Origin of the sequence: Micropruina sp., from assembly GCF_047606665.1 — a bacterium.
In the GTDB taxonomy this organism is placed as follows: Bacteria; Actinomycetota; Actinomycetes; order Propionibacteriales; family Propionibacteriaceae; genus Micropruina.
The window spans coordinates 78,290-92,262 of the sequence record NZ_JASGEF010000021.1; the positions used below are offsets into that span (position 1 = coordinate 78,290).

Genomic DNA, 13,973 nt, shown 5'->3' on the forward strand with positions numbered 1-13,973 from the left:
GCTGTGAGGGCGAGCGCATGAAGCGGGATTACCGCGTCCAGCCGTCACAGGCCAGCGCGCAGGAGAGTCTGGCCGGTGCGGTCGGACTCGTCGGCGACCATTTGATCAGTCTCAAGGGCCTCTGGCCGCGGCGCGCCGACTACGCCGAACTGCCCCGCTCCTGGGGACGCGACCTGCTCGCCGGGGTGACGGTGGGCGTGGTGGCGCTCCCGCTCGCGCTCGGCTTCGGGGTCGCCTCCGGTGCCGGCGCGGCGGGCGGGCTGATCACCGCGGTCGTCGCCGGCATCGTCGCGGCGGTGTTCGGCGGCAGTCATCTGCAGATCTCCGGGCCGACCGGGGCGATGACGGTCGTGCTGCTGCCGGTGATCGCCCAGTACGGCGTCCAGCAGGTGCCGCTGCTCGCCGTCCTCGCCGGTGTGCTGGTGGTGCTGATGGGCCTCACCGCGATGGGCCGGGCCATCGAGATGGTGCCGTTCCCGGTGGTCGAGGGCTTCACCACCGGCATCGGGGCGATCATTCTGCTGCAGCAGTGCCCGCTCCTCCTCGGGGCGCCCAAGGGGGAATCCGAGTCCACCTTGATGGCCACCTACCAGACCTTGCAGCACACCGATTGGCCGGCCGCAGTCTGGCCGCTGATGGTGGCCGGACTGACCGTGGTGCTGCATCTGCCCGGACGCCGCTTCCCGAAACTGCCCATCTCGCTGTTGGCGATCGCCGTGGCCACGGTGGTGGTCGAGCTGGCCGCTCTGCCGGTGGAGCGGATTGGGGCGCTGCCGTCCGGCCTGCCGGCACCTGCCCTGCCGGCCTTCGACCTGGTCACGCTCCAGGACCTGGCCGCGCCGGCGCTGGCGGTCGCGGCGCTCGCCGCCCTGGAGTCGCTGCTGTCGGCACGGGTCGCGGACGGCATGGTGCCGGACATCGGACGCACCCAGCCCGATCGGGAACTGGTCGGGCAAGGCCTGGCCAACCTGGCGTCCGGGCTGTTCGGCGGGCTGCCCGCCACCGGGGCGATCGCACGTACCGCGGTCAACGTCCGCTCCGGTGGACGCACCCGGCTCGCCTCGATCACCCATGCGGTGGTCCTGCTGGCGATCATGCTGGCGCTCGGCCCGATCGTGTCCCGGATCCCGCTGGCGGCGCTGGGCGGCGTCCTGGTCGTGGTGGCGCTCCGGATGGTGAATCCGGCCGTGTTCCGGACGATCTTCCGCACCACCCGCGCCGACCGGAACACCTTCGTGATCACCTTGTTGGCGACCGTCTTCCTCGACCTGGTGGCGGCGGTGCTGCTGGGTGCCGCGATGGCGGCGATGATGAGTCTGCGGCATATGGCGAAGTACTCGATCGTCCGGCGCCAGTATCTGCCCGCCGACACCCGCGAAGGCGTCATCGACTACACGCCCGAGCAGGAACGCCTGCGCGACCGGATCGCGATCTTCCGGGTGGACGGCGCACTGTTCTACGGCGACGCCAGCCGCTTCACCGATCTGGTGACGGGGGTCGAGGGTGTCGCGGTGGTGATCCTCCGCTTCCATCGCATGCACATCCTGGACGCCTCCGGCGGCGAAGCGCTCAAAGACACCGTCCGGCAACTGAGCCGGCGGGGCATCGCGGTGATCGCCCAAGGCATGACCAAGGCGCAGCTTCGCACCGTGACCTCGATGGGTGCGCTCGACCCGGCGCTGCACGTGCTGGAGCTGTCGCAGGCGATCCAGCGGGCGGCGGCCCTGGTCGACTCAGACGGACGCCGAAGGTAGCCGCCGCATGATCGCCAGGCCGATCAGCAGGTAGGCGACGATCTGGAACAGTTCCAGCGGCCAGCCTTCTCCGCCGCCGAGCAGTGCGGCGAATGTGTTGCCCAGATGCAGCCCGCCGTGGATGCCGACGGCTGCCCAGAGCGAGCCGGTGGCGAAGTAGAGCGCGGCGGCGGCGAAGCCGAAGGCGCCGGCCGAGGTGATGTAGATCGCGCCCTGCCACCACACCGCGTGTCCGCCGTTGGACACGATGTGGATCAGCCCGAAGGCAATCGCCGACACGCCCGCCTGCCGCCACGGGCGGCCGCCGAGCGACTGGGTCAGCCAGCCGCGCCAGACGTACTCCTCGGGGAAGCCCTGCATGCCGAAGCCGAGCAGCAGCGAGCCGGCGATCACCACCCACAGCGGCTGACCGCCGAAGCCGCTGGACGCCGGAATGAGCTGCAACCGGGCGAACAGCACGCTGGCCGGAACCACCACGACCAGGCTGATCGCGGTGCCCAACAGCAACCCCAGCACCGTGCGGGCGTCCAATGCCAGCCCGGTCACCCGGAACGGACGCCGGTCGACGAACCTGGTCAACACCGCGATGAAGAGGATCGAGAGCAGTGGGACGGTGAGAACAGGAATGCCTTGTTTGAGCACCGCCAGCCCCCAGTTGCCGGCACGGGCGTCTGGGGTCGGGTCCATGCCGGGCAGCGACGGAACGACGAGCAGCAACAGATAGCTGGCCAGCGTCACCACCAGTGCGAGCAGCAACCGGAGCGCGACGCCGGGCCAGCCCACGGCGGGTGTGTCCAGAGGTGCCCGCCCGGTCGGGACGGGAGCGGGTGTGGCGTGGGTGGCGGCGGTCATGCCCCGACGCTACGGATCCGATGCCGCCGCGGGAACCAGCCCGTGTCATGACAGGTATCGGCGTCCGGTCATGGACACCCATGACCGCGGTCATGGGTGCGGGCGCGTTCCACGATTTAGGGTGATGCCATGCCCCGTCCGAGCACCGCTCCCGCCGATCGGGTGCGCCGGCTGCTGAACGCGATGTTCGCCGGAGGGCTGCTCGCCGCGCTCGGTTCGGCCGTGCTGCAGCTGGCGGACCGGCCCGGCAACGCCACCGCGCTGCTGCTGTTGGTGGTCGTCGCCGCAGCGGCCTGGCGGTTCCGGGCGACGGGGCGGTTCACCAGGGTCGCCTCGCTGGTGCTGACCCTGTGCGGAATCGGCGTGGTCACCTTCGGCGACAATCTGGGCCTGCCGTTGCTGTTCGCGGCGTTGATCGTGCTGGTCGTCGACTGGAGCGTGTGGGCGGGCTGCGCGCTGGCAGTGCTGATGACCGCCGTCCTGGTCGCCCTGCTGCACGACGGCTACCAGGGTGACTGGACGCCGGTGCTGCTGCAATCGCTGGCCAACCTGGCGCTGCTCTCGATCGTCCTGGTCTTCGGCGCGGTGCTGCGGGCCTTCGACCAGCAGCATCGCGAACTGGTCGCGGCCAACGCCCGGCTGACCGAGGCGATGGACGCCTCCCGCGACCTGGTGCTGGCCCAGGAACGTGCCCGTGCCGCCGCCGAACTGCATGACGGACTCGGCCACCAGCTGACACTGGTCTCGATGTCGCTGGAGTTCGCCGGCCGGGTCCGGGAGCGCGACCCGGCGGCCGCCTGGAAAGAGGTGGTGAACGCCTCGGCGATGACCAGGCAGGCCCTGGCCGACATGCGGCTGTGGGTGCGGGCGCTGCATCCGGCCCGGCTGGAGGAGTTGACCGATCCGCAGTCGTTCGAGGCGGTCGCGGACGTGTTCCGCGGCACCGGGCTGGAGGTCGGCGTCGAGGTGGCGCCGGAGATCGGACGGCTGGACCGTCCGCGCACCCTGTTCGCCTACCGGCTGATCCAGGAGGCGTTGACCAATGTGCTGCGGCACACCGCCGCCGACCGGGTGCGCTGCACCCTCGACCGGGACGCCGGTCGGCTGCGGGTGGTGGTCAGCGACAACGGCCGGGTCGAGCAGGAGCCGGAGCCCGGCTTCGGTCTGCGCGGCCTCACCGAGCGTGCCCGCGAGTTGGGCGGCACGCTGGTCCTGCGGCATCCCGGACGCCTCGGCGGGCTCGACGTGATCGCCGAAGTCCCGCTCGACGCCGTCCCGGCGGAGGCGGCATGACCGGCCGGATCCGGGTCGTGGTGGTCGACGACCAGCAGCTGCTGCGCCGCGGACTCGGCATGCTGCTCGGCACCGACGACGGCATCGAGGTGGTCGGCGAGGCCGGCGACGGCCATCAGGCGCTGGCCGTGATCGCCGCCACCGCCCCGGACGTGGTGCTCACCGACGCGCGGATGCCCGGCCTGGACGGCCTCGGCCTGCTGGCGGCCTGCGTCCACAGACATCCCGGCCTGCCGGTGGTGCTGCTCAGCACCTTCGACGACGAGGACCTGGTCCGCGGCGCGATCGAAGGCGGCGCGGCCGGCTTCCTGCTCAAGGACTGCTCGGTGGAGACCCTCGGCGAGACCATCCGGCAGGCGGTCGCCGGCGGCCTGGTGATCGACCCCCGCGTGGCTCGGACGGCGTTCAGCCGTCCCCGCCCGGACACCGGACCGCTGGCTGCGCTGACCGCCACCGAGCTGCAGGTCGCCCAGTTGGTGGCCACCGGCGCCACCAACACCGAGATCGCCACCCAGCTGCACCTGGCCGAGGGGACGGTGAAGAACCACGTCTCGGCGCTGCTGCGCAAGCTCGAGCGGCGTGACCGCACCGGGCTCGCTCTGCTGCTGACCCGCGCGCTCGACGTCCCGCGATGAGACGGCGCCGCTTGACCTCCGGACGCCGTCTGGTCGCATTCGCCGTAGACGCGATAAGCGGTATCGACGCCTCCACCTCGATGCCTCCTGTCAGATAACTGCAGCGGGATTCCGCTGCGACAGTAGGAACGTCGCCTGGCTAATTCCGATGTGTTGTTGCGCCAGCATGAGTGTTCGTCTAGAGTGCCGGACATCGAAGGCTGCATGAAGGAGTTTGATATGAGCCTCAATTTCGGTAGACGTCTGACGGTCTCGGTGTGCGCTGGAGCCTTGATTCTGGGGGCCTCGGTGGCTCCCGCTCACGCTTCGGTGACCGAGGATGATTACCAGTACTGCGGTGGGAGCACGCCGTTCGCGTATCTTCAACTCAGGACGAAGGGCGATCGGGTCCTCCTTCTACCGGGGAAGAGTTCGGCGTTCTTCGAGGAGGGGTCGAGTAGTTGGCACATCAGCACACGGCAGGGTAAGGGTAGCGGTGGATTCTGGTCCGTGACTGGCAGTATCACGGTGGACTTGAGTTACACCAAGGGTGTCTGCAAGAGCTTCAGCGCATAACCGGGGTTCGGGCGTTGAGGCGGCGCGGTTTCGAGGTTGCGAGGGTCGGAAGATCTTCTACTACTTGTCTGATCTGGATCGCCGCTGCGGTCGTGCTAGTGGTCTCTGTGTCGGCCTGCTCTTCCAATGTGGAGCCGTCGATGACGCCAAGCCAGCGGCCCATCTTTGCAGGAACCGTCTCGGAATATAACCGAGCGCTCGTGGACTGCCTGAAGAAGGCGGGTGTGAATGCCTCCTTCGAGATCGGTCCGGACGGGCGGGCGCGGACGGAGTTTCCTGCCGCCTCGCGGACTGAATTTGAGGAAAACAAGAAAGTCGTGGACGGCTGCAGAGCGACGTTGCCTGCGAAACCCGAGCCCAAGACCGACGCCGATTTCAGGTTGATGTACGACCATTTTGTAGAGCAGTCGCGTTGCGTCAAGAATGAGGGCTACGATGTTCCTCCGATGCCGTCGTGGCAGTCTTTCCTCGAGGAAATTCGAGGCAATCGACTGGACTGGTACCTGACGGCCCTCGTGCCGGAGAGCGTGCAGGACGAGGTCAGGAAGAAGTGTGTCGACGCCGAAAGCTGGTGGTAAGAGACGGTGCGAACGTGAAGATCTTCTGGCCGTCACATTCCGACGGACTCATGTGACGTGACCAAGCTCGGACTGATTGCGGGCGGAGTCGCCCTTCTGGTCGCCGGCACAGGCATCGGCTGGGCGGCCTCCGTGGTGACCCGCGAGCCGCCGGAGGTAGCGTCCGAGGCGCTGTATGCCGAGGTCGAAGCCGTATCGGGGGAGGTGTCGGCGTCCGTCGCGACGGTCGTCACCGTCACCTGGCCGACCAGCCGGGCCGCGGTCAACCAGGCGTCCGGGATCGTCACCGGGGTCAACGTTCGCCGTGGCGACCGGGTCGAGGCCGGCGACGCGCTGTACCGCGTCGACGAGCGTCCGGTGATTGTCGCAAAGGGACGGGTGCCTGCCTTCCGCGACCTGAAGGCAGGCATGGCGGGCGCCGACGTCCAGCAGTTCACGGCGCTGCTGAAGGCAAAGGGCTACCTGCGCGCCACGTCCGGCACGATGACCCCGGCGGTGGTGGCTGCCGCCACGACGTGGCAGCGGCGGCTCGGTGTCGAGGCCACCGGGGTGGTGCGGCGCGGCGACGTGCTGTTCGTCCGGACCCTGCCCGTCCGGGTCGTGCTCGACCCCAAGGCATTCCGGGTCGGGGCCGAGATCGGCAGCGGCCAGGCGAGCGTGGACTCCCTCGGCGCCGCACCGGTGTTCACCGCGACGTTCGGCGAGACCCAGGCCCGTCAGGTGGCAGCGGGCATGACCATCACGGTGACCAGCGGCTCACAGGCCTGGACCGGCCGCCTCGGTGCCCTCACGACCGGCGCGGACAACCAGAGTGCCGCGCGCATCACCGGACCCACCGGCGGCTCGCTGTGCGGCAAGGACTGCGGCGCGATCCCGCTGTCCGGGACGACGCGGCTCAACGGCGTGACCGAGGTTCAGGCTCCGGTCCCCGGCGTGGTCGTTCCGGTCGCCGCGCTCGCCTCGGCGGCGGACGGCAGCGTCGCCGTGATCGGTGCCGACGGCAGCCGCATTCCGGTGACGGTGAACGCACGGGCCAGGGGAATGGCGGTGGTGCAGGGCTTGGCAGCCGGCACGAAGGTGCGGGTGCCCGACCAATGACCACGCTGACGTGTGCCGATCTCGAGTTCGGCTACGGGAAGCTGCCCAGCATCATCTCCGGCTTCGCCTTGCGGGCGTCGGCCGGCGATCTGGTGGCGGTCACCGGCCCGTCCGGTCGCGGCAAATCCACCCTGCTCTATCTGATCGGGCTGATGCTCACCCCACGCTCCGGTGCGGTGCTGATCGACGGTGAGCCGGTCTCGTCGCTTCCGGACGCCGCCCGCTCCCGGTTGCGCGCCGCGCTGTTCGGCTTCGTCTTCCAGGACGCCGCGCTCGACCCCACCCGGACCGTGATGGACAACATCGTGGAGGTGTCGCTCTACGGCGATCTGGAACCCGCTGCAGCGCAGCGCCGGGCGGGTGAACTCATGCGCGAACTCGGCGTCGACACTCCTGCTGACCGCAGGCCCGGCCAGGTCTCCGGCGGCCAGGCGCAACGGATCGCGCTGTGCCGCGCACTCGTCCACCAGCCCGCGGTGCTGCTTGCCGACGAGCCGACCGGCAATCTGGACGACGCCAGCGCCGGCGGCGTGATCGCGGCGCTGCGGGGCCACGCGCACGCGGGTGGGATCACACTGGTGGTCACCCATGACCGCCGGCTGGTCGACGCCTGCGACCGGAAGATCGAGTTGTGAGCCGGGGCTGGAAGCGGATCCACCGGCTCGTCCGCGAGGCGATCGCGATGGCCTGGGCGCAACGCGTCCCGACCGTGATCGCGATGGTGCTGATGGGAGGGATGACCGCCGCGGTATTGCTGACCAGCGGGCGGGCGTCCGCCGCCGAAGCCCAGATCCTGACCAGCATCGACGCGGTCGGCTCGCGGGCGATCACCATTCGCGCCGAACCGTCGGCCGGCCTCGACTACAGCGTCGTCGAGCGGTTGCGCACGATCGCCGGAGTGGAGTGGGTGGGCGCGTTCGGCCAGGCCGTCGATGTCAGCAACGGCATCACCGGATCGGACGTGGCCGTGGCCAGCCGGGTTCTGGTGTCCACCAGCCTGCAGCCGTTGGGCATCGCCGCACCTGCCGTCGATGGCGTCGCGTACGCCAGCAAGCGGGCACTGGACGCGTTGGGGATGCCGGACGCAGCCGGCTATCTGGCGGCCCTGGAGAGAACCGGGTACGACATGGGCGGACGCCTGCAGACACCCGAGTTCCTGGAGGCTCTTGAGCCGATTGTGATCGTGCCGCGCGATCTCCACCAGGTGGCGGCGACGATGAGACCGGGCGATGTCGCCTTGGTGATCGTGGTCGTGCAGCGCCCAGAGTCCGTCACCGCCGTCGCCGATGCCAGCCGCGAGTTGGTGGCCCCCGTCGACCCGGCGGGGGTGACCGTCGCCGCGGCGTCCGACATCGCCCGGCTTCGCGCCCTGGTCCAGGGCCAGTTGGGCGGCTTCAGCCGCGGCCTGACGCTGATGCTGACGGGGGTGCTGGCCGTGCTGGTCGGCACGCTCCAGTTCGGTCTGGTGATGATCCGGCGCAAGGACTTCGGTCGGCGTCGAGCCCTCGGCGCAACCCGTGGCCTGATCGTCGGGCTGATCACCGTTCAGACCGTTCTGATCGCCTGCGCGGCATCCGTGCTCGGTGCCGTGATCGCGTTGACCGTGCTGGTCTCTGGGCGGGAACCGCTGCCGCCGGCGGACTTCGTGGCGGCGACGATGATTCTGACCGTGGCCGCCTCCGGCCTGGGTGCGCTCGCGCCGGCGATTGTGGCATCCCGGCGCGATCCGCTCGCCGAACTCCGGGTGCCGTGACCCACCGGTCGGCGTCCACCCGGAGGCCGCGGCGATAGAATCGGCACCGATGCCCAGTTCAACCATCGACCTGCCCACATCCCTCGAAACCCTTGCCGGCTGGGGCCGTACCGCGCCCGGCCTGGCCCACGTGCTGCGGCCCACCTCGGCCGCACAGGTGCAGGCCGCGGTGGCCGCGGTCGCCGACCACAACGCCGGACGCCCCTCGCACCTGAAGCGCGGCGTCGTGGCGCGCGGTCTGGGCCGCTCCTACGGCGATGTCGCGCAGAACACCGGCGGCCTGGTGATCGACATGACCGGTCTGGCCACCATCCACTCCATCGACCCCGACTCGGCGATCGTGGACGTCGACGCCGGCGTCAGCCTGGACGCCCTGATGCGGGCCGCGCTGCCGCACGGCTTGTGGGTTCCCGTGCTGCCGGGCACCCGTCAGGTCACCATCGGCGGCGCGATCGGCTGCGACGTCCACGGCAAGAACCACCATTCGGCCGGCTCGTTCGGCAACCATGTGCTCTCCATGGAGCTGCTGGTCGCCGACGGACGCGTCCTCACCCTGACCCCTGAGGGCTCCGCCGACGATCCGGACGCCACCCTGTTCTGGGCGACTGTGGGCGGCATCGGGATGACCGGCATCATCCTGCGGGTGCGGCTGCGGATGACCCGCACCGAGACCGCCTACTTCCTCGCCGACGGCATCGTCACGCACAGCCTGGACGAGACAATCGCCGTCCACTCCGACGGCTCTGAGAACCGCTACGACTACTCCTCGGCCTGGTTCGACGCCATCTCGGTGCCGCCGAAGCTGGGCCGGGCCGCGCTGTCCCGGGGCAACCTGGCCACCCTGGCGCAGCTGCAGGAGTACGCGCCGAAACTGGCCGCCGACCCGCTCGCGTTCAACGCCAAGCCGCTGTTCGAACTGCCGGACGTGTTCCCCAACGGCCTGGCCAACAAGCTGTCCTTCACCGCGCTGGGCACCGCCTGGTACGCCAAATCGGGCAGCTACAGCAACAAGATCCAGACCCTGACCGGCTTCTACCATCCGCTGGACATGTTCAGCGAATGGAACCGGGCCTACGGTCCGGCCGGCTTCCTGCAGTACCAGTTCGTCGTCCCGCCGTCCGCGGTGGAGGAGTTCACGGCGATCATCGGCGACATCCAGCGATCCGGGCACTACTCGTTCCTGAACGTGTTCAAGCTGTTCGGCGAAGGCAACCGGGCGCCGCTCAGCTACCCGATGGCCGGCTGGAACGTCTGCGTCGACTTCCCGATCAAGCGCGGGCTGCACGAGTTCCTGGCCGGCCTGGACGCCCGCATCCTCGAGTTCGGCGGACGCCTCTACACCGCGAAGGACTCCCGCACCACCGCCGCCACCTTCCACGCCATGTATCCCGAGATCGACTCCTGGATCGCCACTCGGCGCGCCATCGACCCCGACGGCGTGTTCGCCTCCGACATGGCCCGCCGCCTCGACCTGCTCTGACCCGCGCACCCGCACCCATAGAAGAGGGAGAACCCCATGTTCGACGCCGTCGGCAACCCGCAGTCCATCCTGCTGCTGGGAGGCACGTCCGAGATCGGCCTGGCCGTGGTCAGCGAATACCTGCACCGGCAGCCGCTGCGTGTGGTGCTGGCCTGCATGCCCGGTGACCCAGGAATCGAGGCGGCGGTGGACGCCCTCAAGGCCCAGGGAGCGACGGCCGTCGAGGTGGTCGACTTCGACGCCGCCGACTTCGCCTCCCACCCGGCGGCCATCGAGGCGGCCTTCGCCGGCGGTGACATCGACATCGCGATGGTCGCCTTCGGCCTGCTCGGCGACGCCGAGGAGCTGTGGCAGAACCAGGCCAAGGCCGTCCAGATCTGCAACATCAACTACACCGGCGCGGTCAGTGTCGGCGTCCTGCTCGGCGAGCGGTTCAAGGCCCAGGGCCACGGCCAGATCGTCGCGATGAGCACGGTCGCCGGCGAGAGGGTGCGGCGCTCGAACTTCGTCTACGGCTCGACCAAGGCCGGCCTGGACGCCTTCTACCTCAACCTCGGGCAGGCGCTGTCGGGTCTCGGTCCGAAGGTGCTGGTGGTCCGTCCCGGCCAGGTCCGCACCCGGATGTCGGCGCACGTGAAAGAGGCGCCGCTCACGGTGAACAAGGAGGATGTCGCGCAGCAGATCGTCGCCGCCGTCGCCGACGGCAAGGAGCTGATCTGGGTGCCGCCGGCATTCCGCTACGTGATGATGATCCTGCGACACATCCCGACCCCGATCTTCCGCAAGCTACCGATCTGACCGGTTGCTCGGCGCGAGCGTCCGGCGTCTATTTACCCGTGCTAGCGTCAGTCCGGAACCGATATAGTGGGCCGCTAAGGCCGTCGTGCGGAACTGACTTTTGCGGAAGGTGCTAGTTTGAAGATCGCGGTTGTTGGTGCAGGCTATGTCGGTTTGTCCAATGCCATTCTGCATGCCGATCGGCATGAGGTGGTTCTGTTGGAGGTCGACGGCGGACGGGTCGAGGCGATCAATCGCGCGGAATCGCCGATTCACGATCCCGATATCGAAGAGGCGCTGGCAGCCGGCGGGCTTCGGCTGTACGCCACGACCAATCCCGCCGAGGCGTATCCCGACGCGACGTACGTGGTGGTCGCCACGCCCACCAACTACGACCCGGCGACCAATCTGTTCGACACCAGCTCGGTGGAGCAGGTGGCGGCCGAGGCCCTCGACGCCAACCCGGCAGCCGCAGTGGTGATCAAGTCCACTATTCCAGTGGGCTTCACCGACGAATTGCGGTCCAGGCATCCGGGCGCAACGATCTTCTTCTCGCCGGAGTTCCTGCGGGAAGGTCTTGCACTCCACGACAATCGCTATCCGTCGCGGGTGGTGGTCGGGGACGACTCGGAGGCGGCGGCCCGGTTCGCCGAGTTGATGGTCGAAGGCGCCGCGACCACTGGGGTGCCGGTGCTGGCGATGACCTCGGCCGAGGCCGAGGCGCTCAAGCTGTTTGCGAACACCTATCTGGCGTTGCGTGTCGCCTACTTCAATGAGCTGGACACCTATGCGGCGGTGCACGGCCTCGATCCGGCGAAGATCATCGAGGGAGTGGGTCTCGATCCGCGAATCGGAACCCACTACAACAATCCCTCTTTCGGCTACGGCGGCTACTGCCTCCCCAAGGACACCAAGCAGCTGCTGGCCAACTACGCCAACGTCCCGCAGAATTTGATCGCCGCGGTGGTGGACGCGAACACAACGCGCAAGGACTTCATCGCTTTCGATATCTTGGACCGGCACCCGCAGGTCGTCGGCATCTACCGGCTGGTTATGAAGGCGGGCTCCGACAACTTCCGTTCGTCGTCCATTCAAGGTGTGATGAAGCGCATCAAGGCCAAGGGCGTGAAGGTCATCGTCTACGAGCCGACGCTTGAGGACGAGCACTTCTTCCACTCCGAGGTGGTTCGCGACCTGGAGGATTTCAAGCGGCGCTCCGACGTCATCGTGAGCAATCGCCAGGCCCCGGAGCTGGCCGATGTCGCGGACAAGGTCTATACCCGCGACATCTACGGACGCGACTGACCACGACTCCGAACCGTCGATATCAGTCGCCGGAGAGAGCGGGTTGCGCGCCCGCCGAGCACGAGCCAGGGGAGAGCGCGGGCGAACTCCGGGTGGCGCACGGACGTGAGCGGTGCCGATCGCAATGCCGACCGCAGCCACTTGGGCCCGAATAGATCGTCACCGGCGCGATACGCATTGAGCGCGGTCGAGACATAGGCATGGACTCGGTCGGCGGGCGAGGCGTCCGCGGCGTAGGTGTCGAAGATGCGGTCGAGTGCCTGGAAACGGTGTGCCGGATAGGTCGAGATGCTGCCGGGCCGGATGCGGTAGTCGACCACCATCTTCGGGACGCAGTGGAAGATCGGCGTGGTGGACGACTTTTGGATCCGTAGCCACATCTCGAAGTCGACCGCGCTGCGCAGGGCGACGTCGAAGCCGCCCACCTCCTCGAAGCAGGATCTGCGCAGCAACAGGCAACTCCCATTCCCCATCGGTGCCATTCCGCGGAGCATGGCGCTCAGGTCGTAGCGTCCTGGCGGACGTTCGAGTGTCGTCCTCAAGAGTTGCCCCTGCTCGTCGATAAGCCGCGAGTGGCCGAAAACGGCGCCCACGTCTGGCTCGGCGCCATCGATCGCGGCTATGAGAATCCTGAGAGTTTCTGGCAACCAGCGATCGTCGCCGTCCAGGAAGGCGATGAAAGGGGTTGTGGCAAGGGAAATTCCGGTGTTGCGGGCGGCGGATGATCCTTGGTTTTCCTGGCGGATGATCCGCACTCGAGGATCGCCGCCGGCCGCAGCCTCGGCAACCTCCGCAGTGCCGTCGGTCGAACCGTCGTCCACAATCAGGTAGGTGAAATCTGGGATCGTTTGGGCGAGAACCGATGTCACTGCTTCAGCAATATAGTCAGCAACGTTGTAGGCGGGCGTGATGACTGTCACGCTCTCTCGGGGGGGCACGGTAGAAGAATAGTCGAACTACGGACAATGTGCCGAGATGCCCATCGTGGTTGACGCCACTCAGCACCGCCGGTCGGGTTGGCGTCCGATGGTCGTCAGGTCAGAAGAACCAGCCCGGACGCATCGGGTCCGAACTGCCGACCTCCAGGTAATGCTCTGTGTCGAACACCGCTGCGTAGGTCTCCAGCGGCAACTCCAGCCACGGCCGAATGTCGGCGACCTGGCTGGCGTGGCACGCCATCATCTCGCGTCGCCGCACCACCTGGGCGGCGACGTCCACCGCCAGGTTGATCTCGGCCTCGGGGGTGCCCAGCGGATTGCCGTCGTTCATCGGCTGGTCGGGGTCGAAGCCCTCGGCATCGGGGACGCCGGACGCCGTCGCCAGTCGATACTGGCGGCGGATCCGGTCCCGGTTCATGGTGGCCTCGAACAATCGCGGACGCGGCTCGGCCAGCTCGGCGGCCCGCCGGACCACCTGGTGGACCCGGACGTGGTCGGGATGGCCGTAGTTGCCGTGCCAGTCGTAGCCCACCAGGACGTCCGGCCGCTCCTGCGCGATCAGGGCGGCCAGCCGCTCGGCGGCCTCTTCTGCAGGTGCCTGGAGGAAGGCCTGGGGATGATGGTTCTGCTCCCAGCCCGCCATGCCCGAATCGCGGTACCCCAGCCAGTGGACGCCGGCCGCCCCGGCGATCCGGGCGGCGCGTGTCGCCTCCGCGACCCGCCGGTCGGCGACCGACTCGCCCGGTTGCAGATCGTCGGGCGCCTCGCCGTGCTCGCCGCGGGTGGCGAACACCACGATCACCCGGTGGCCCTCGTCGGCGGCCCGGATCATCGACCCGGCGGTCAGCGTGCCCTCGTCGTCCGGATGGGCGTGGACGAACATGATCGTCGACATGCCGGCCAGTATGCCGCGTGCCGCGGAGCCCGCCTCACCCCGGCGGGTGGCCGGGACTCG

Annotated in this window: 13 protein-coding genes; 10 read left to right on the forward strand and 3 right to left on the reverse strand. The window is 68.6% G+C overall.

The window, feature by feature from the left end; all coding sequences use genetic code 11:
• Positions 1-17 precede the first annotated feature (17 nt).
• Complete coding sequence (locus QM619_RS05045) at positions 18-1,754, forward strand: SulP family inorganic anion transporter (RefSeq protein WP_415104939.1); 1,737 nt, start codon at positions 18-20, stop codon at positions 1,752-1,754.
• On the opposite strand, the gene QM619_RS05050 is transcribed toward QM619_RS05045, so the two are convergent.
• The gene (locus QM619_RS05050) at positions 1,734-2,606 is read right to left on the reverse strand and encodes a CPBP family intramembrane glutamic endopeptidase (protein ID WP_415104941.1); all 873 of its coding nucleotides are present in this window, start codon (positions 2,604-2,606) and stop codon (positions 1,734-1,736) included. The genes QM619_RS05045 and QM619_RS05050 overlap by 21 nt on opposite strands.
• 129 nt (positions 2,607-2,735) lie before the next feature.
• Between QM619_RS05050 and QM619_RS05055 the strand changes: the two genes are divergently transcribed.
• The 9 genes from QM619_RS05055 to QM619_RS05095 all read left to right on the forward strand — a co-directional run bounded on the left by QM619_RS05055 (position 2,736) and on the right by QM619_RS05095 (position 12,080).
• On the forward strand, positions 2,736-3,899 hold the full coding sequence (locus QM619_RS05055) for a sensor histidine kinase (RefSeq protein ID WP_415104943.1): 1,164 nt from the start codon (positions 2,736-2,738) through the stop codon (positions 3,897-3,899).
• Complete coding sequence (locus tag QM619_RS05060; protein WP_415104945.1) at positions 3,896-4,534, forward strand: response regulator; 639 nt, start codon at positions 3,896-3,898, stop codon at positions 4,532-4,534. Before QM619_RS05055 ends, QM619_RS05060 begins: the two co-directional genes overlap by 4 nt.
• Before the next feature lie 695 nt (positions 4,535-5,229).
• The gene (locus QM619_RS05065) at positions 5,230-5,667 is read left to right on the forward strand and encodes a hypothetical protein (RefSeq protein ID WP_415104947.1); all 438 of its coding nucleotides are present in this window, start codon (positions 5,230-5,232) and stop codon (positions 5,665-5,667) included.
• A 57-nt stretch (positions 5,668-5,724) separates the two neighbouring features.
• Positions 5,725-6,765, forward strand: a complete 1,041-nt coding sequence (locus QM619_RS05070; RefSeq protein ID WP_415104949.1) for a biotin/lipoyl-binding protein — start codon at positions 5,725-5,727, stop codon at positions 6,763-6,765.
• A complete protein-coding gene (locus tag QM619_RS05075) occupies positions 6,762-7,400 on the forward strand; it encodes an ABC transporter ATP-binding protein (RefSeq protein WP_415104951.1) in 639 nt (212 codons plus the stop codon). Before QM619_RS05070 ends, QM619_RS05075 begins: the two co-directional genes overlap by 4 nt.
• On the forward strand, positions 7,397-8,518 hold the full coding sequence (locus QM619_RS05080) for a hypothetical protein (protein ID WP_415104953.1): 1,122 nt from the start codon (positions 7,397-7,399) through the stop codon (positions 8,516-8,518). The genes QM619_RS05075 and QM619_RS05080 overlap by 4 nt, the downstream gene beginning before the upstream one ends.
• 49 nt (positions 8,519-8,567) lie before the next feature.
• Positions 8,568-9,998 (forward strand): FAD-binding protein, encoded by a 1,431-nt coding sequence (locus tag QM619_RS05085; RefSeq protein WP_415104955.1) that lies wholly within the window; start codon positions 8,568-8,570, stop codon positions 9,996-9,998.
• 36 nt (positions 9,999-10,034) lie between these two features.
• Positions 10,035-10,796, forward strand: coding sequence for a decaprenylphospho-beta-D-erythro-pentofuranosid-2-ulose 2-reductase (locus QM619_RS05090; RefSeq protein ID WP_415104957.1), 762 nt, complete (start codon positions 10,035-10,037; stop codon positions 10,794-10,796).
• 117 nt (positions 10,797-10,913) lie between these two features.
• Positions 10,914-12,080 (forward strand): nucleotide sugar dehydrogenase, encoded by a 1,167-nt coding sequence (locus QM619_RS05095; protein WP_415104959.1) that lies wholly within the window; start codon positions 10,914-10,916, stop codon positions 12,078-12,080.
• Here the strand turns inward: QM619_RS05095 and QM619_RS05100 are convergent.
• Both QM619_RS05100 and QM619_RS05105 read right to left on the reverse strand, forming a co-directional pair.
• Positions 12,065-13,000 carry a glycosyltransferase family 2 protein gene (locus QM619_RS05100; protein WP_415104961.1) on the reverse strand — a complete coding sequence of 312 codons (936 nt, stop codon included), beginning with the start codon at positions 12,998-13,000 and terminating at the stop codon, positions 12,065-12,067. The genes QM619_RS05095 and QM619_RS05100 overlap by 16 nt on opposite strands.
• Positions 13,001-13,118: 118 nt before the next feature.
• Complete coding sequence (locus tag QM619_RS05105) at positions 13,119-13,913, reverse strand: PIG-L family deacetylase (RefSeq protein ID WP_415104963.1); 795 nt, start codon at positions 13,911-13,913, stop codon at positions 13,119-13,121.
• Positions 13,914-13,973: the final 60 nt, after the last annotated feature.

What these genes read in the sequence shown, in the direction of transcription:
- QM619_RS05045 (WP_415104939.1), top strand. Translation starts at nt 18, where the DNA reads ATGAAGCGGGATTACCGCGTCCAGCCGTCACAGGCCAGCGCGCAGGAG.
- QM619_RS05050 (WP_415104941.1), bottom strand. Translation starts at nt 2,606, where the DNA reads ATGACCGCCGCCACCCACGCCACACCCGCTCCCGTCCCGACCGGGCGG.
- QM619_RS05055 (WP_415104943.1), top strand. Translation starts at nt 2,736, where the DNA reads ATGCCCCGTCCGAGCACCGCTCCCGCCGATCGGGTGCGCCGGCTGCTG.
- QM619_RS05060 (WP_415104945.1), top strand. Translation starts at nt 3,896, where the DNA reads ATGACCGGCCGGATCCGGGTCGTGGTGGTCGACGACCAGCAGCTGCTG.
- QM619_RS05065 (WP_415104947.1), top strand. Translation starts at nt 5,230, where the DNA reads ATGACGCCAAGCCAGCGGCCCATCTTTGCAGGAACCGTCTCGGAATAT.
- QM619_RS05075 (WP_415104951.1), top strand. Translation starts at nt 6,762, where the DNA reads ATGACCACGCTGACGTGTGCCGATCTCGAGTTCGGCTACGGGAAGCTG.
- QM619_RS05085 (WP_415104955.1), top strand. Translation starts at nt 8,568, where the DNA reads ATGCCCAGTTCAACCATCGACCTGCCCACATCCCTCGAAACCCTTGCC.
- QM619_RS05090 (WP_415104957.1), top strand. Translation starts at nt 10,035, where the DNA reads ATGTTCGACGCCGTCGGCAACCCGCAGTCCATCCTGCTGCTGGGAGGC.
- QM619_RS05105 (WP_415104963.1), bottom strand. Translation starts at nt 13,913, where the DNA reads ATGTCGACGATCATGTTCGTCCACGCCCATCCGGACGACGAGGGCACG.